Here is a 17,187-nt window from a genome sequence, read left to right on the forward strand (position 1 = left end):
ACTCGCATCTATAGTACTGGGCATTTCACGGTTACTTATTTGAGTCGACTACTTTATCTGACACCAGAGTCATATGGTGGTAGTGTCCCTCGATGTCATGGAAGTGTGTCGCTGGACACAACGATCGCATCGTTGGAATGTTCGACGATGTATGGAAGGGGAAGCTATGTCAGCAGATTCGGGCCGAGTGCTCCCGGAGGTGACAGCAGAGTCGCAGGCGTTCTGGACCGGCGGATTCGACGGCGAGCTCCGCATCACTCGATGCCAGGACTGTCGCGGATGGATTCATCCGCCGGTCGGCGCGTGCTGGCGCTGCCGCAGTCGGGACGTCGAGCCGGAAGTCGCCTCGGGTCGCGCGACGGTCGCGTCGTTCACCGTGAACCATCATCAGTGGCTCCCTGCGTTCCCTGCGCCGTACGTCATCGCGGTGGTCGAGCTCGACGAGCAGCCCGACGTCCGCCTGACCACCTACCTCACGGGCGTGGAGGTCGACGAGGTGACCGTCGGGATGTCGGTCGAGGTCGTGTTCGAAGAGCACGACGATGTGGCGCTGCCCTTCTTCAGGCCGGTGGCGGCATGACATTCGCAGACGGCAAAGCAGTCATCACCGGTGTCGGTCAGTCGCAGATCGGTCGGCGGATCGGCCGGTCGGGAATCGATCTCGCGTTGGAGGCGGCCGAGCGTGCCGTCCACCATGCCGGGCTGACCTTCGACGACATCGACGGTGTCGCCAGCTACCCCGGTCCGGTCGCGGCCGAGGCCGGATTCGTCGGAGCGACGACCCATGACGTGCGCGACGCTTTCGGCATGAAGACGCGGTGGCACGTCAGCGGCGTGGAGACCTCCGGACAGCTCGGCACTCTGATGGATGCCGCTGCGGCCGTCGCGACCGGGCGGGCGACGCATGTGCTCTGCTTCCGGTCGGTGTGGGAGGCCACCGCTCAGGCCTCGGGACGCGCAGCGGCGTTGACGGAGAAGGCGACTCGCGCATCGGGCCACACCGAGTTTCGGGTACCGTTCGGGGCCGTGTCCCCGGCCAACTGGATCGGAATGTACGCGCAGCGGTACATGCACGAGTTCGGCCTGACCCGCGAGCAGATCGGCAAACTCGTGGTCAACGCCCGTCGGAATGCGGGCCTCAACCCGAATGCGATCTACACCGCTGCGATGACGCTCGACGACTACCTGTCCGCTCGGATGATCTCCACGCCGCTGGGCTTGTACGACTGCGACGTGCCCTGCGACGGTGCGACGGCGATCATCGTCTCCAGGCGGGAGGAGGCTGCCGGTCTGGCCCACGATCCGATCGCGATCGAGTCGGTGGGCGCTGCGCTGTACGAGCGCCACTCCTGGGACCAGCGTGGGGACCTGACGACGATGGCGGCTCACGACGCGGCCGCGTCGATGTGGGACGGCACGGACCTCACTCCGGCGGACGTCGACTTCGCGACGCTGTACGACGGATTCAGCTACCTCTGCACGCAGTGGATCGAGGCGCTGGGGTTCACCGAGCACGGCCGTGTCGGCGAGTTCCTCGACAACGAGGAGAATTACGCGCTCGACGGCAAGCTGCCGATCAACCCGCACGGCGGTCAGCTCTCGGCCGGCCGTCTACACGGCTACGGGTTCCTCCACGAGGCGTGCACTCAGCTCTGGCGCGAGGCCGGAGACCGGCAGATCAAGAAGGACCTGTCGGTCGCCGCGATCGGCGTCGGCGGCGGCCCCGAGGCTGGATCGATGCTGCTGCGCCTCGGCGCTTAGGGATCTTTCTGTGTTTGTCGAGCGAGGGTGGCTGACGTCGCGGTGGTGTTGAGCATCCGGTAGATCTGGCGTGCAAGATAGAGCTTCAAACAGCGACGGATCTCCTTGGTCGTCCGACCTTCACCTCGTCGTTTCTCGACGTGGGCTCGGGTTTCTGCGTGGTGTGTCATCCGGGTGAGGACAGCGATACGCGGCGCCCGGTTCAGACGGCGATCGCCACCACGGTTGAGCCTGTGATGGACAGCGTTGCCCGAGGACGCTGGGATGGGGTCGACGCCGGCCAGAGCAACGAATGCCGCTTCCGAACGCACGCGACCGTGATGGGACCACGCGGTCAAGCAGATGGCCGCGGTCACCGTTCCGATGCCAGTCTTCTCTGGTAGTGCTGCCTGGCCGGATGGACGAGCTCGTCCATCCGCACGCTGTTGGACGCGATCTGCTCGTCGAGTTCGACGACCCGTTTGGCCAGCTGGATGGCCTCGGTCCTGGCGGTGCGGTGCCGAGGTCTTCGTTGCGAGATCGCCACCGGGCAACGGTCGCGATCTGAGCCCGGGTCAAGGGTCGGCGGGCATCGACGCCCAGGTCGAGAACGCGCACGGGCGCGATGAGCGCGTTCACGGTGGCGGTCCGCTCGGCAGCCATATGATCACGAGCCGCGATGAGGACCCGCAGAGCCGAGCGCGCTCCCTGCGCTGTACGTGGTTGACGCAGCTGGTCCGTGTCCAGCGGGAGGGCTGCGGCAGCTATGCGGTGAGCGTCCAGAAGATCCGATTTCCCCCCGTCCACGGTTGGCTCTCGCGTTCATCCGAGGAGCCTCGACGACGTCGTATCCGGCCCGGTCGACAGCAGCTGCGAGGCCGGCGCCGCAGGAGGCCACGCCTTCGATGACCCAGAGCGCGGCTAGATCGCCAGCGGTGCGACGACCGGCCCAGAAGATCGCCCGGACCATCCCAGCCGGCGTGGTGGGAATTGAGCAGTGTCGATAGCTTCGCCGTCGGCAGTCAGGACTGTGAGAACGTGATTGCGGGCGTGGGTGTCGACCCCGATGACGAAGGGGCGGACATGAGAGACGATCCCTAGTGTCGCGTGTCGTTAATGAGTTGATGGTTTGCGGCTTGCGATAATGGGATATGGCGAATTCTCCGGCCCCGGCGCTGCAATTGCGTGAGGGCGATGCTGCTGAACTGGACCGGCTGTTGCGGTCGACCTCGACGTCGGCGGGCCTGGTGCGGCGTGCGCGGATCGTGTCGCTGGCGGCTGCGGGTGTGGCGAACACGCGGATCAGCGAGGTGGTCGGGACGTCGGTGCCGACGGTCCTCAAATGGCGTGACCGCTATCTTCATGGCGGCCTGGACGGCCTCCTCGATGCTGACCGACCGGGCCGTCCGCGGCATCTCGATCATGCCGAGGTCGTTTCGGCTACGTTGATGCCACCGCCGAAGAAGTACGGCGTCACGCACTGGTCCTCACGCCTGTTGGCCGGCCATTTGGGGATCGGGAACGCCACCGTTGCCCGTGCCTGGCGCGAATACGGGGTTCAGCCGTGGCGGTCGGGAACCTTCAAGTTCTCCACCGATCCCGAACTGGTCGCCAAGGTCACCGACGTCGTCGGCCTGTACCTGGAGCCACCGGAGAACGCGATCGTACTGTGCGTGGACGAGAAATCCCAGATCCAGGCCCTGGATCGGACCGCACCGATGCTCCCGATGCAGCCGGGACAGATCGAACGCCGCACCCACGACTACAAACGACACGGCACCACCACACTGTTCGCCGCGTTGGAGATCGCGACCGGACAAGTCACCGCAGCCGTCAAGCCACGACATCGCCACCAGGAGTTCCTGGCGTTCCTGCGGCAGATCGACCGCGCCTACGGCAACCGGGAACTACACCTGGTGATGGACAACTACGCCACCCATAAAAAGGCTGAAGTCCGCGACTGGCTCGAGCAGCACCCGAACATTCACATCCACTTCACCCCGACCTCCGGCTCCTGGCTCAACCTCGTCGAAGTCTGGTTCGGCATCATCGACCGCCAAGCCATCCGCCGCGGCGTCTTCACCTCAGTCAAAGACCTCAACGCCAAAATCCGCGCCTTTATCAACGGCTGGAACGACCGCAAACACCCCTTCGTCTGGACCACGACCGCCGACGAAATCCTGAAGAAAGCACAACCATAAACTATCTAACGACACGCGACACTAGCGGGCCACTCGAAAGAGGGGCTGAGCGTGTATCGAGTCACGACCGGAGTGAAGCGGCCAACTCCTATCCTCGTCAGCCGGCACAGACCAGCCACCCCAAGACTCACAGCGTGTCTCTTAACTTTGCCTCGCTGGCGCGGGCAGGATTGACGAGTGTCATGAACCGAGATGCTCGATGATCAGATGTGGGAACGGATCGCTCTGTTGATACCGGTCGCGTGGACGAAGAGCGGTCGTCCCTACCGAGACCATCGACAAGTCCTCGAAGGCATCATCTGGCGGTATCGGGCGGGCTCGCCGTGGCGAAATCTGCCGACCGAGTTCGGTTCGTGGCGCACGGCGCGGACGCCAGGACCGGCTCAGTAAGGACGGCACGTGGGAGGCGATCGTGGCGACGCTTCTGGCTGATGCCGACGCGGCCGGGTTGATTGACTGGGATGTCAGTGTCGACTCGACGATCAACCGCGCCCATCAATACGGCACGAACCTTCCGCGTGACACAGGGGGATCTGGCGAATTGCAAGAATCTCGCGACGGAGCCTCCTGACCACGGGATCGGCAGGTCACGAGGTGCATTGTCGACGAAGACTCATCTCCTGAGTGATGGTCACGGACTGCCGTTGGTCGTGATCTGCGGTCCCGGACAAGCCGGTGACTCGCCGATGTCGTCCGAACTTCTCGACGCGGTGCGGGTCATGCGGGCCGGGTCCGGGCGTGCGCGGACGCGCCCCGATCGTGTGTTGACGGACAAGGCGTACTCGTCAGCAGCGATCCGTCGGTTGCTTCGAGGTCAGGGTATCGGTGCGGTGATTCCCGAGCGTGCCGACCAGATCCAGAACAGGAAGAACCGTGGCCGCTCTGGAGGACGACCGCCCGTGTTCGACGCGGTCAAGTATCGCGATCGTAATGTCGTTGAGCGCGGTTTCAACGCGTTCAAACAGTGGCGGGGTGTCGCGACGCGGTACGACAAACACAACGCGAACTACTGTGGCGGGGTGCTCGTGAGGGCGATCGTCCTCTGGCTCAAGAGGTTAAGAGACACACCCTAGAGGTGTCCAGCGCGCGGGTGAGGTGCGCCGCAGGCCGACCGTGGAGTCAGACGTCGATGACGACCTTGCCGATGGCACGTCGATCGGCGACCTGACGGAGCGCCTCCGCCGCGGCCGTCAACGGATACGTCTGCTGAACATGCGGCTGCACGGCGCCGCTCGCGAGCAGGTCCGCGAGCGCAGCCCTGCCGCGGGACTCGGCCGCCGGATCGTGCACCGGAAGCGTGCCGACATCGACACTGGTGATCGTGACGCCTTTGAGGAGTACGAGATTCAGCGGTATCGACGGAATCTCGCCGGAAGCGTAGCCGACCGTCACGAACACCCCTCTCCGGCGCAGAGCGCGGAGAGCCTGCTCGGACTGCTGCCCGCCGACCGGATCGATGATCGTGTGCGCACCGTCGCCGGTGATCTCGCGGATGCGCTGCTTCAGGTCTTCGGTGCGGGAGTCGATCACCCCGACGGCGCCCCGACTGCTGCACAGCGAGGTCTTCTCGGTGCCCGCTGCGACGGCGATCACGCGTGCACCCATCGACGTCGCGAGGTCGACGGTGGCGAGGCCGACACCGCCCGCGGCGCCCAGGACCACGATCCAGGTGTCGGCGACCGGCGCAGACGCCTGCGCCACCGCGTGGTAGGCGGTCGTATAGGCGACGCCGAAGCCTGCGGCGGTCTTGAAGTCGACGGCGGCCGGTATCCGCTGTACCCGTGTCGCGGGGAGACAGACGTACTCGGCGAACGCCCCGACTGGGACCGTGCCGTACACGCGGTCGCCCGGAACCAGCCCGACGTCCTCGCCGCCGCGGACGACGACGCCGGCGAACTCGCTGCCCGGGACGTACGGCAGCGCCGTGGACCGTTGGTACTCGTTCGCCATCACCAGGACATCGGGGAAGTTGACGGCGGCCGCGCGCACGGCGACGACGACGTCGTCGGGGCCGGGCTCGGGGTCCGGGTACTCGCCGATCACCAGGGTCTCGGGAGGTCCGTACGATCGGCAGACGGCTGCACGCACAGGAGGTCCTATCCCACGTTCAGGCCTCGCAGGCAGAACGAGATGAAGTAGTCGATGTCGTCGGAGGATGCGGGCTCGCCGAGCGACATCTGGCGCCGCATCATGGCCAGGGTCGTGGTCAGGACGACGTCGGCCGCGCGCTCGGGGGCGGCCATTCCCAGATCGGCGAGCGGGGCGAGGAGGAGATCGCGCAGCGGGTCGGTGAACTGGGAGTCGGCATTGCCCGGATGCTGGACGAGAGCGACCTGATGGGTCACTGCGCGGCTGGTGCTGGCCAACTCGGTGTCGCTGACCTGTGCGAGCATGCCCCGGATCCACCGGTCGACCCGGGCAGCCGGCATCGTCTCCTTGGCGAGTTGGTGCTCCAGATACGAGGCGACCAGGCCGACGCCTCGTTCCATCACGGCGAGGATCAGGTCGTCCTTGCCGGTGAAGTATCGATAGAACGTCTTGTTCGACGTCCCGGCCTCGGCAACGATGTCGGCCACTCGAGGTTCGAGCGGTGCGGTCCTCGACATCACCGCTGCGGCGGCGGCGAGGATCCGTTCGACGTCGGCCGTCGCCCGGCGCTGGCGCTCGTCCAGCGCCCGGTCGACGGCCGCCGCTGCACGCGAGTTCATTGCGCTTTGGACTCCTACCTCAGGCCTACGGCCCAACGTTATCGCAAGCACTCAACTGCGGATCGGCGGTCCGTCCGGAACGGACGGGACGGAGGCGACCTGATCTGCGTACTTGGCCCGGGCGGCGTCGAGCCGCCGGCCGAGGAACTGCGTGGGCCATTCGGGATCGTCGGGCTCGTAGTCCTTGAGGAGCCGGCGAGCCAGGTTCATCTTGTGGACGTCGGTGGGACCGTCCGCGAGGCCGAGCGCCAGACCCGTCATGAGCATGTCGACGAGGGGGAGCTGTTCGGTCGTTCCGAGGCCGCCGTGGATTTGGATCGCGCGGAGCGCGATCGACTGCAGAACCTTCGGTGTCAGAACCTTCAGCGCGGCGATGTCCGTCCGCGCCGCGTGTTCACCGTATTCGTCGATGAGCCAGGCGGCGTGGAGCACCGCGAGACGGAACGGCATGAGCTCGGTGTACGAGTCGGCGATCGCCGCCTGCACGAGCTGCTTGTCGGCGAGCGCCGATCCCTTCGTCTCGCGGCTGAGCGCCCGCTCGGCCATCATGTCGACCGCTTTCTGCGCGACGCCGATCGACCGCATGGCGTGGTGCAGACGTCCGCCGGCGAGACGGGACTGGGCGACCTCGAATCCACCGCCCTCCACACCGAGCAGTGCGTCGGCGCCGACGCGGACCGACTCGTAGCGGACGAGCGAGTGCCCGGGTTCGTGACGGTGCGCGCCGAACAGGTGATGACTCGCTTCGATGACGAGTCCCTCGGTCTCCGCGGGAACCAGGAATGTGCTCGCCCCGCGGTGGATCGGGACGTCCGGATCGGTCACCGCGACGACGATGAAGAACGATGCGACTGCGGCGTTCGACGACCAGTACTTGCGTCCGGTGATGATCCAGTCATCACCGTCACGCACGGCACGCGTGGTGAACACGCCGGGATCGGCGCCGCCCTGCGGTTCAGTCATCGAGAAGCATGAGAACACCTCGCCGGCGAGCAGCGGGGCGAGGTAGCGCTCGCGCTGCGCATCGGTTCCGAACCGGGCGAGGATCTCCGCGTTTCCGGTGTCCGGCGCCTGGGTCCCGAAGACGATCGGCCCCCAGTCCGTCCGGCCGAGGATCTCGTTGATGAGGGTCAGCTTGACTGCGCCGAATCCCTGCCCGCCGAGTTCGGGGCCGAGATGAGCGGCCCACAGTCCCTGATCTCGGACCCGCTGCTTGAGCGGGTCGACGATTGCTCGGCGCTCGTCGTCGAGTGGGAGGTACTCACATCCCGGGAACAGGACGTCGAGCGGCTCGACCTCCTCCTCGACGAACGTCTTGATCCAGTCGAGTTTCGCCTGGAACTCGGGATCGGTGGAGAAGTCCCACGTCATGATTCGGCCTCCTGGTAGGTCATGGGATTCCGCCGTCGACCCGAACAGTCGAGGCGCTGGTGTAGCTGGACGCGTCGGACATCAGATAGAGCGCGGCTCCGACGATCTCCTCGGGCTGGCCGGTCTTCTGTAGCGCGTGGGCGCGGCTCGCCTCGGCCGTCTTCTCCAGATCCCAGTGTTTGCTGACGTCGGTGAAGAACGGCCCGGGCATGAGCGTGTTGACCCGGACCTGCGGACCGAACGCTGCTGCCAGGGCCTCCGTCATCGCGTTGAGACCGGCCTTCGCTGCGGAATAGGGGAGAATCCAGGGCGACGGCCGGATCGATCCCGTCGAGCTGACGTTGATGATCGAGCCGCTGCCTGCCGCACGCATCCGCTCGCCGAACAGAACGGACAGCCGGAACGGGCCCTTGAGGTTCAGGTTGAGGACGGAGTCGAAGAGCTTCTCGCTGATGTCGCTCAGTGAGTCGAACACCGGTGACATCCCGGCGTTGTTGACCAGGACGTCGGCGCGTCCGAAGCGTTCGTAGACGGCGTCGGTGAATCCGTCGAGCTGGGCCCACCGGCCGATGTGCACGCCGTACGGCATCGCAGTGCGGCCGGTGAGTTCAGTGATCTCCGCGGCCGTGGCCTCGCACGACGCGAGGTCGCGGCTGGCGATGACCACGTCGGCGCCGCAGTGGGCGGCGGCGAGCGCCATCTGCCTGCCGAGGCCGCGGCTTCCACCGGTCACCACGACCACCTTGTCGGTGAGGTCGAAGATCTTGTCTGCATATCCCATGTCAGACCACGCTCTCCTGCGTCGTGAGGTCGGCGGCAGTGGCGAGCAGGTCGAGGATGAGCGGACCGAAGGTCTCGATCTTGTCGTCGTCGAGGTCGCCATTGTGCAGTGCCGCGTAGCTCTTCTCGAGAACGATGCCGAGCTTCCAGTTGGCGAGCACCAGGTAGTAGTGGATGTCCTCGGTCGAACGCCCGCTGACCTTCTCGTAGTGGGTGATCAGCTCCGATCGTGTCGGCATGCCTGCGAGGTCGACGTAGAAGTCAGTCTTCGGCGACTCGCCGTCCCAGCCCAGGAGCGCCCAGGCCAGATCGAGCAGCGGGTCGCCGATGGTCGTCATCTCCCAGTCGATGATCGCTGCGAGCTTCGCCGGCGCACCATGTTCGAACATGACATTGGCGAACTGGTAGTCGCCGTGCATGATACCGGGTGACCACGAGGTCGGACGATGCTCCCGGAGCCAGTCGGCGGCCGTGTCCACGCCCGGCAACTCCCGGAACCGGTAATTGTCCAGAAACGCGAGCCAGCGGTCCACCTGTCGATCGTGAAAGTTCTCCGGCCGACCGAAACCGGTGAGTCCTCGTGTCTGCCAGTCGACTTTGGCGAGTGTCGCGATGCCCTCGACGAGTTCGAATGCGAGTCTCCCGCGGGCTTCGAGGTCGGTGTCGAACGGCGCCTCCCACGATCCGGTCGGGCTCCAGCCGTCGACGGACTGCATGAGATAGAAGGGCGACCCCAGTACGTCGCCGGTGGGCTCGCCTGCGATGAGCTCGGCGTGCGGGACGTCGGTGCCCTTGAGTGCCTCGAGCAGGCGGAGCTCGCGGCGCAGTCCGTCCTGGCGTGCCGCGTCGGCCGACGCCGGCGGCATGCGGAGGACTCCGTCGAGTCCGTCGCGGCTGACCCGGAACAGTTCGTTCTGCGATCCGCCGGTCAATCGTTCGATACTCGGCGTCTCACCGTCACCCGGTGCGCCGACTGTGTCGAGCCACGTCGCCAAGGTGGCGTGGTCGGTGGCTGTGTCCACTTCAAACCTCCAGATCTATGTGTGTCACTAAATGGAGAATAGCAATTCTCAGAAAGGTATCACACGTATTTCTATAATTGAGATCACTTGTAACTGGAACGGCTCGTCGGAAGACGAACAGTGCCCGCGACGCCCGTACGAGCGTCGCGGGCACTGTTTCGTGCGGTTCTGTGCGCGAGTCAGCGGCCGGTCCACACCGGGACGCGCTTCTCGGCGAACGCCAACGCACCCTCCTTGGCGTCGTCGGAGGCGGCGATGGCACGCAGCTCCTCGGTGGTGCTCTGCCAACCGATCGCATCGATCGCGGTGCTCTGCTGCTGCGCGATCCGCTTGGAGGCCGTCACCGCGAGCGGTGCGTTCGCCGCGATCTTCTCGGCGAGCTCCAGAGCAGTCGTCAGGACGTCCGCGGCCGGGACGGCTCGGTTGACGAGGTGCAACTCGACCGCCTGCTGCGCGCTGATCGGCTCACCGGTCAGCAGCAGCTCCATCGCGACGACCGCCGGGAGACGGGACCCGATGCGGAATGCGCCGCCGGCGCCCGCGACCAGACCTCGAGTGACTTCGGGCAGTCCGAACACTGCGGTGTCGGCGGTGATCGCCAGGTCGCTGGCCAGGACAAGCTCGGTGCCTCCACCGAGCGCAGGTCCGTTCACGGCGGCGATGGTCGGCTTGCTGATCGGGTGACCGACGCAACCCGCCAGGCCCCAGTCCTCTCGTCCCTCGGGAATCACGGACTCGCCGCGGGCGAGTGCCTTGAGGTCGGCGCCTGCGCAGAACGCCTTGTCGCCCGCGCCGGTCAAGACGACGGCCCGGACCTCCGGGTCGGTTTCGGCCTCGCTCAGCGCGTCGCCGACGATGATGCACATCTCGGCGTTCACGGCGTTGCGGGCCTCCGGACGATTGAGCGTGATCACCATGACGTGGCCCAGTCGTTCGACGAGGGCTGCGGGATTGGCTGCATCACTCATGTGAGTTACTCCTTGATCGGTCGGGACGGGCGACGGCATCCGTGCGGTCGGCCCATGCGCTGGCGGGATTCGTCGGCTCGGTCGCCGGCGGTGCGGGGTTCGGTGCGGGCGTACGAGAGAACATCGGCGCAGGTGCGGGCTGGACGATTCCGTCCACTGTGGTGAACACGCCGCGCGCGATCATCTGCGGATCGGCCTCGGCTTCCGCGAGGGTCAGCACCGGTGTCACGCATGCGTCGCGGTCCCGGAAGACGTCGGTCCACTCTTGTCGCGTCCGGGACCCGATGCGGCGGGTGAAGAGTTCCCGCATGTGCGGGAAGTTCGACTCGTCGCGCTGAGGGCCGACCTCCTCGGGAGTCAGGCCGAGTCCGTCGAGGAGTTCGGCGAAGAACTGGGGCTCGAGTGCCGCCACCGCGATGAAGCCGCCGTCCGAGCAGGTGTACACGTCGTAGTATGGCGTCGACCCGTCGAACCTGTTTCTGCCGCGGTCGTCGGACCAGTTTCCGGCTGAGCGCATCGCCCAGACGAGGTGCCCGAGCGTCGCGGTGCCGTTGACGATCGCTGCGTCGACCACTTGGCCGGTTCCCGAACCGGCCCGCTCCACCAGGGCGGAGAGGACGCCGACCAGGAGGAACATCGATCCGCCGCCGAAGTCGCCGAAGAGGTTCAACGGGGGAACCGGGCGCTCGTCGGGACGACCGACCGCGTGAAGCAGACCGGTCGAGGCGATGTAGTTGAGGTCGTGCCCGGCCCGCAGCGCCTGCGGTCCGGTCTGGCCCCATCCGGTCATCCGACCGTAGACGATTCCGGGATTGATCCGGGCCGCCGCCTCTGGGCCGATACCGAGCCGTTCGGCGACACCGGGTCGGAATCCCTCGATCAGCACATCGGCCTCGGCGATGAGGTCGAGGACCGCGGCCAGGTCGTCCGCCGCCTTCAGATCGAGTTCGACGACCGTCCGGTTGCGATGGACGGGCGAGGGATCGGAGGTCCGGGCCAGCAGACCGGGCCGCTGCACGCGCACGACGTCGGCTCCGAGATCGCCGAGGATCATGGCGGCGTGCGGGCCGGGCCCGATGCCCGCCAGCTCGAGCACCCGGATTCCGGCGAGCGGCCCGCGCGCCTGGGCGTGCCCGGCGTCGAGCATGTCAGTCACTGGACGGCAGCGGCTTCGCGGACTTGATCTCGAGGAGGTCGTCGCTGACGGACAGGCTTCCGGCGCCGTTCTTGGTGACGAGGACTTCGAGGGTGTCCGCGGCGTCGACGTACCGCTTGCCCATGACGGTTCCGCCGTCGAAACCGGCCGCAGCGGCGAGGCCGTCCTGCCCGGTGGCGGTGACGTCGATCATCGGGTGTCCGCCGCAGCGGACCTCCACGTCGCCGTCACCGGCCTTGACGACGATGATCTGAGTAGTGCACGCCTGGCTCTTCAGGCGGGATCCGGCTGTCAACACAGTGGTCGCTCCTTTGTGATGTGACTGTTAACTGACGTGGGGAGGGGAGGGAGGAGGAGAGGGGCTCTCACACCGGCTGGCGCGGCTCGGCGAGGTCGGAGACGATCTGCCGCCGCAGGATCTTGCCGGTGGCGGTGGTGGGGAGATCGGGGACGAAGGCGATGCGGTCCGGGGTGCGTGACCCGCGCAGACGCGACCGGACGTACTCGCGGAGCTCGTCGGCGTCGGGTGCGGTGCCGGGTTCCGGGACGATCACCGCCACGATGGCCTGGCCCCAATGGTCGTCGGGCACCCCGACGACCACGGTGGACGCTACCTCCGGGTGGTGGATCAGGACGTCCTCGATCTCCGCAGGCGCGATGTTCTCGCCGCCGCGGATGATCGTGTCGTCGTTGCGTCCGACGATGAAGATGTACCCGTCGCCGTCGGTGAACGCGAGGTCCTTGGTCGGGAACCATCCGTCGGCGTCGAGGTGACTGCCGATCCCCATGTACTCGCCTGACACCTGCGCGCCGCGGACCCACAACTCGCCCTGTTCGCCCGGTCGGACCTCGTCTCCGTCGGGTCCTCGCAGGCTGACCTCGATGCCAGGCACCGGACGGCCGATCGATCCGAGCCGGCCACGCACGGCGGGGTCGTCGCTGCTCATCGACTCCCGGTGGTCATCCGGGGTGAGGAGCGCGATCGTGGAGCTGGTCTCGGTCAGGCCGTAGGCGTTGACGAAGCCGGTGTCGGGGAATGCTGCCAGCGCGGCTTCGAGGGTGGGCAGCGGCATCCGCGCGCCGCCGTACGACAGCGACGCCAACGACGGGACGTCGGCCGCCTTGCCGTCGAGTTTCCGGACGATGCGTTCGAGCATCGTCGGCACGACCATCGCCGATGTCGCCTTCTCGGAGCGTGCGACTGTCAGCCATGCTTCGGCGTCGAACTGGCGGAGATAGATCAGGCGCCGGCCCGCATAGATGTTCGTGAGAATGGTGCCCATACCGGCGATATGGTACGGCGGCACACTGATCAGTGCGCCGTCCGTCGCCGCGGCCGAGTCGAACTCGACCGTGCCCATCACGTAGCTCAGCAGATGGCTGTGGCGGAGGATGACGCCCTTCGGCTCGGAGGTGGTTCCGCTGGTGAACAGGACGATCGCGGGATCGTCGGGGAAGACGTCCGCAGCGGGCGCCGGATCGGCCGCCGCCGCGCGGGCCGCGAACGCCTCGGTCGTCATGAGCCGCAGGTCCGAGGGGAGGTCGGTGGTGTACCTCGGGTCGGCGATCACCAGGGGGTCGTCGGTGCGCGCCACGAGTCGTTCGAGCTGAGCGGGCGCGAGGCGGTAGTTGACCGGGACGAACGGAACGCCGGCGTGCGCACTGCCGAACAGTGCCGTGGCCAGCTCTATGCCGGAGTTGCCGATGAACACCACGCTCGCGGCGCCGCTCGCTGAGATCACCGAGCCAGCACCCGCGCAGAGCGAACTGAACTCGGAATAGGTCCACGATTCACCGTCCACGGTGATCGCGGTCTGGTCCGGGTGGCTGGACGCCGCCATGTCGAGAATCAGCGAGATAGTCATATGCCTGTTTCAAATCCCTCGTTCGCCCATATCGTGTTCCGAGTGGTCCCGGCCGGTGTGTCGGCACGCTCAGTGCTCGAATCGAATGGCCTAGATCACTTCTGTGGCAGATCATAGACTATGATCTGACGGAATGTCTATATTTCTCGGCGAAGTGGCAGATGAACTCGATGAGGGCCAATAATCTCCAGGTCAATGCCTGTTGGGTCGTGAGGTTTGCGCAAGTATCGTGCTCCTTCTAAGGGTTGCTGAAGTGACCATCTATCCTGTAAATCTGACATTAAAGGTCACACTGCTCGGTGGGTGTGGACCACCGGTCTTCAATTGAAAGGCAGCCTGATGGCACTGGCCATATCCCCTGAACACCTGTCGCTGGCCGAGGTGGCGAGCGGTCACCTCGCCCGGTACGACGTCCTGAAGGCGTCGCGCGAGTCGCTCGACGACGAGCCGGACATCGCGCGTTTCTGGGCGAGCACCGCTGAGCTGGGCTGGCTCGGTCTGCACCTGCCCGAGGAGTTCGGCGGATCGGGCTTCTCGCTGGAGGAGTCCATCGTGGTGCTCGAAGCACTCGGCCACGACGTCGCTCCCGGGCCGTTCCTGTCGACGATCGCGGCGTCGGCCGTCATCGCCGAATACGCGGACGCCGAGGTGAAGACGCGGCTGCTGCCGGCGCTCGCGGACGGATCGCAGTCGGCGGGCGTCGGCTACGGACCGGGGCTGACGGCGAACGCCGACGGGACGGTCTCCGGGCAGGTCCGGGCCGTGCTCGACGCGCCGTCGGCCGACGTGCTCGTCCTCGCGGTCGGCGCTGACGTGATCGTCGTCGACCCGACGGCCGAGGGTGTCGAGGTTGCGCGAGTGTCGTCGATGGACACCACACGCCCGCTCGGTTCGGTCACGCTCACCCGGCATCGGCCGGCCGACGGACTGGTGCTGCCCGGCGCCGAGCGCACCGGTCGGAGCCTGTTCCGCATCCTGGCGTCGGCGGAGGCCGTCGGCGGGTCGTTCGCCGCGCTCGAGATGGCCACGGAGTACGCCGCGACGCGTGAACAGTTCGGTCGGACGATCGCGACGTTCCAGGCGGTCAAGCACCACTGCGCCGACATGCTGGTCGCAACCGAGGCCACCGTCGCTGCAACATGGGATGCGGCGCGCAGCGAGAACGTCCGTGACGCGTGGTTCGGCGCGGCGGTGGCCGCGTCGTACGCGGGGCCGACCCAGCTCGCTAACGCGCGGAAGAACATCCAGCTGCACGGCGGCATCGGGTTCACCTGGGAGCACAACGCCCACCTCTACCTGCGGCGCGCGACGGCCATGGCCGCGCTGCTCAAGGACGGCGCGGATCCGGCGGTCGACGTCGTGACGGCCTATCGCGCAGGCGAGGGTCACGGAGCTCGATTCGAGCTCCCCGACTCGGCCGAGGAGTACCGCGCGAACGCGCGCGCCGAGGCGGACACGGTCCGGTCGCTGTCGGAAGCCGATCGTCGCAGCCGCCTGGTGTCGAGCGGTTACCTCGTTCCGCACTGGCCGCGGCCGTGGGGCCGAGCCGCTGACGCCGTCGAGCAGTTGGTGATTGAGGAGGAGTTCGACGGAATCGACCTGCCCGAACTCGGCATCACCGGCTGGGTGATGCTGACGATCACCCAGGTCGGTTCTGACGCGCAGCGCAGTCGCTGGGTGGAGCCGATGCTGCGCGGCGAGGAGCAGTGGTGCCAGCTGTTCAGCGAGCCGGGCGCCGGGTCGGATGCGGCAGCCGTTCGAACATCGGGCAAGAAGGTCGACGGCGGGTGGCTCGTCAGCGGGCAGAAGGTGTGGACCAGTGTCGCGCTCGAATGCCAGTGGGGACTCGCCACGGTGCGCACCGACGCTGAAGCGTCCAAGCACGCCGGTGTGACGATGATGGCGATCGACCTGTCGGCCGACGGAGTCGAGATCCGGCCGCTTCGCGAGATCACCGGCGACTCCCTGTTCAACGAGGTGTTCTTCGACGACGTCTTCGTACCGGACTCCGACGTCGTCGGCGGTGTCGGAGAGGGCTGGAAGGTCGCACGTGCGACCCTCGGCAACGAACGCGTGTCCATCGGTGGCGGCAGCGGGGCGATCGCGTTCGGCGTACCCGATCTCGTCGAGATCCTCGACCGGTCGGACGCGAACGGCGGCGTCGTCCGTGTCGGTGAGATCGTCGCCGAAGCGCACGCGCTCCGACTCCTCAACCTGCGCCAAGCGGTGCGGGCAGTCATCGGCGCAGGTCCCGGTCCCGAAGCGAACGTCACCAAGCTGATCCGGGCGGAACATTCGCAGCGGATCACCGAACTCGGCGTCGATCTCGCCGGTGTCGACGTGGTGACGGGCGCCGCTGAGAAACTCGCCCACGACTACCTGTTCGCGCGCTGTCTGACCATCGCAGGGGGGACGTCGGAGATCATGCGCAACACGATCGCCGAGCGCATCCTGCGGATGCCGCGTGATCCGCTGGTCGGCTGAGCCGTCCTCGCAACAGAGCGTTCCAGAATTTCAGACGAATCGAAGGAGAATGACATGGCAGTGAATGGGTTCGACGGCGCGTCCGTCATCGTTAGCGGCGGTGCCGGCGGCCTCGGGGAAGCTGCGGTCCGACGGCTGCACAGCGAGGGGCTGTCCGTCGTGATCGCCGATCTTGCCCAGGAGAAGGGACAGCGACTCGCCGAAGAGCTCGGTGATCGCGTCGCGTTCGTATCGACGGACGTCACTGACGAGGACAGCGTGAAGGCGGCGATCGCCCGGGCGAACGAGCTCGGCCGCTTGCGTTACGGCGTCGTCGCGCACGGGGGTTTCGGAATCGCCGAGCGCATGGTCGGTCGCGACGGGTCGCCCGCCAGCCTTGCCGGGTTCCAGAAGATGATCGGTCTTTACCTCACCGGCACGTTCAATGTGGCTCGACTCATCGCTGCCGATGTGGCCGGTGCCGACCTCCTCGAGTCCGGTGAGCGCGGTGCGCTCGTCTTGACTGCATCGATCGCAGGTTATGAAGGCCAGATCGGACAGGGTGCGTACGCGGCGGCGAAGGCGGGCGTCATCGGCCTGACCCTTGCCTCCGCGCGTGACCTGAGCGCCGTCGGCGTCCGGGTCAACACGATCGCGCCGGGCACGATGCGCACCGCGATCATGGAGGCCGTCGGCGAGGAGGCGATCTCGAAGTTCACCGCAAATGTGCCGTTCCCGAAACGACTCGGCGAGCCCGCCGAGTACGCCGACACCGCGACGTTCCTGCTCAGCAACGGGTATATGAACGGCGAGGTCGTGCGACTCGACGGCGCGCAGCGGTTCGGTCCGCGCTAGAGCAGTCTGGAGGCATGTGCCTCGTCGAACGGCCGACGGACCCGGAAGGGGCCGCCGG

17 protein-coding genes and 1 pseudogene are annotated in these 17,187 nt (G+C 66.7%); 8 read left to right on the forward strand and 10 right to left on the reverse strand.

Annotation, left to right across the window (positions count from 1 at the left end; all coding sequences use genetic code 11):
• Positions 1-166 precede the first annotated feature (166 nt).
• Positions 167-580 (forward strand): Zn-ribbon domain-containing OB-fold protein, encoded by a 414-nt coding sequence (locus BKA16_RS08400; RefSeq protein WP_183370234.1) that lies wholly within the window; start codon positions 167-169, stop codon positions 578-580.
• On the forward strand, positions 577-1,761 hold the full coding sequence (locus BKA16_RS08405) for a thiolase family protein (protein WP_183370235.1): 1,185 nt from the start codon (positions 577-579) through the stop codon (positions 1,759-1,761). The genes BKA16_RS08400 and BKA16_RS08405 overlap by 4 nt, the downstream gene beginning before the upstream one ends.
• Here the strand turns inward: BKA16_RS08405 and BKA16_RS08410 are convergent.
• Positions 1,758-2,835: pseudogene (locus BKA16_RS08410) on the reverse strand (IS110 family RNA-guided transposase). The gene BKA16_RS08405 and the pseudogene BKA16_RS08410 sit on opposite strands and share 4 nt — an antisense overlap.
• A gap of 56 nt (positions 2,836-2,891) precedes the next feature.
• Here BKA16_RS08410 and BKA16_RS08415 point away from each other — a divergent pair.
• The 4 genes from BKA16_RS08415 to BKA16_RS24270 all read left to right on the forward strand — a co-directional run bounded on the left by BKA16_RS08415 (position 2,892) and on the right by BKA16_RS24270 (position 5,014).
• The gene (locus BKA16_RS08415; protein WP_183369113.1) at positions 2,892-3,941 is read left to right on the forward strand and encodes an IS630 family transposase; all 1,050 of its coding nucleotides are present in this window, start codon (positions 2,892-2,894) and stop codon (positions 3,939-3,941) included.
• 207 nt (positions 3,942-4,148) lie between these two features.
• Entirely contained in the window at positions 4,149-4,331 is a 183-nt protein-coding gene (locus BKA16_RS24265; protein WP_382427868.1) for a transposase, read from the forward strand.
• Positions 4,332-4,353: 22 nt separating this feature from the next.
• Positions 4,354-4,512, forward strand: a complete 159-nt coding sequence (locus tag BKA16_RS23645) for a hypothetical protein (RefSeq protein ID WP_221247653.1) — start codon at positions 4,354-4,356, stop codon at positions 4,510-4,512.
• Complete coding sequence (locus BKA16_RS24270) at positions 4,460-5,014, forward strand: IS5 family transposase (protein ID WP_221246781.1); 555 nt, start codon at positions 4,460-4,462, stop codon at positions 5,012-5,014. The genes BKA16_RS23645 and BKA16_RS24270 overlap by 53 nt, the downstream gene beginning before the upstream one ends.
• Positions 5,015-5,060: 46 nt before the next feature.
• Here BKA16_RS24270 and BKA16_RS08425 read toward each other — a convergent pair whose 3' ends face one another.
• The 9 genes from BKA16_RS08425 to BKA16_RS08465 form a co-directional block, all read right to left on the reverse strand.
• Complete coding sequence (locus tag BKA16_RS08425; protein ID WP_183370236.1) at positions 5,061-6,029, reverse strand: zinc-binding dehydrogenase; 969 nt, start codon at positions 6,027-6,029, stop codon at positions 5,061-5,063.
• An 8-nt stretch (positions 6,030-6,037) separates the two neighbouring features.
• Positions 6,038-6,649, reverse strand: a complete 612-nt coding sequence (locus BKA16_RS08430) for a TetR/AcrR family transcriptional regulator (RefSeq protein WP_183370237.1) — start codon at positions 6,647-6,649, stop codon at positions 6,038-6,040.
• Between the two features lie 51 nt (positions 6,650-6,700).
• The gene (locus BKA16_RS08435; RefSeq protein ID WP_183370238.1) at positions 6,701-8,020 is read right to left on the reverse strand and encodes an acyl-CoA dehydrogenase family protein; all 1,320 of its coding nucleotides are present in this window, start codon (positions 8,018-8,020) and stop codon (positions 6,701-6,703) included.
• 19 nt (positions 8,021-8,039) lie between these two features.
• A complete protein-coding gene (locus BKA16_RS08440; RefSeq protein WP_183370239.1) occupies positions 8,040-8,801 on the reverse strand; it encodes an SDR family NAD(P)-dependent oxidoreductase in 762 nt (253 codons plus the stop codon).
• Between the two features lies 1 nt (position 8,802).
• Positions 8,803-9,822 (reverse strand): phosphotransferase family protein, encoded by a 1,020-nt coding sequence (locus BKA16_RS08445; RefSeq protein ID WP_343067331.1) that lies wholly within the window; start codon positions 9,820-9,822, stop codon positions 8,803-8,805.
• Positions 9,823-10,001: 179 nt separating this feature from the next.
• Positions 10,002-10,790, reverse strand: coding sequence for a crotonase/enoyl-CoA hydratase family protein (locus BKA16_RS08450; protein ID WP_183370240.1), 789 nt, complete (start codon positions 10,788-10,790; stop codon positions 10,002-10,004).
• Positions 10,783-11,937, reverse strand: coding sequence for a CaiB/BaiF CoA transferase family protein (locus BKA16_RS08455; protein ID WP_183372965.1), 1,155 nt, complete (start codon positions 11,935-11,937; stop codon positions 10,783-10,785). Before BKA16_RS08455 ends, BKA16_RS08450 begins: the two co-directional genes overlap by 8 nt.
• A gap of 1 nt (position 11,938) precedes the next feature.
• Entirely contained in the window at positions 11,939-12,244 is a 306-nt protein-coding gene (locus BKA16_RS08460) for a hypothetical protein (RefSeq protein WP_183370241.1), read from the reverse strand.
• 67 nt (positions 12,245-12,311) lie between these two features.
• Positions 12,312-13,811: a class I adenylate-forming enzyme family protein gene (locus BKA16_RS08465; protein WP_183370242.1), complete on the reverse strand. Its 1,500-nt coding sequence runs from the start codon at positions 13,809-13,811 to the stop codon at positions 12,312-12,314.
• Between the two features lie 339 nt (positions 13,812-14,150).
• On the opposite strand from BKA16_RS08465, the gene BKA16_RS08470 reads away from it, so the two are divergent.
• Together BKA16_RS08470 and BKA16_RS08475 are read left to right on the forward strand one after the other, a co-directional pair.
• Complete coding sequence (locus BKA16_RS08470; protein WP_183370243.1) at positions 14,151-16,295, forward strand: acyl-CoA dehydrogenase family protein; 2,145 nt, start codon at positions 14,151-14,153, stop codon at positions 16,293-16,295.
• A gap of 54 nt (positions 16,296-16,349) precedes the next feature.
• A complete protein-coding gene (locus tag BKA16_RS08475; RefSeq protein WP_183370244.1) occupies positions 16,350-17,129 on the forward strand; it encodes an SDR family oxidoreductase in 780 nt (259 codons plus the stop codon).
• The last annotated feature ends 58 nt before the right edge of the window (positions 17,130-17,187 follow it).

The organism is Gordonia humi, assembly GCF_014197435.1.
In the GTDB taxonomy this organism is placed as follows: Bacteria; Actinomycetota; Actinomycetes; order Mycobacteriales; family Mycobacteriaceae; genus Gordonia; species Gordonia humi.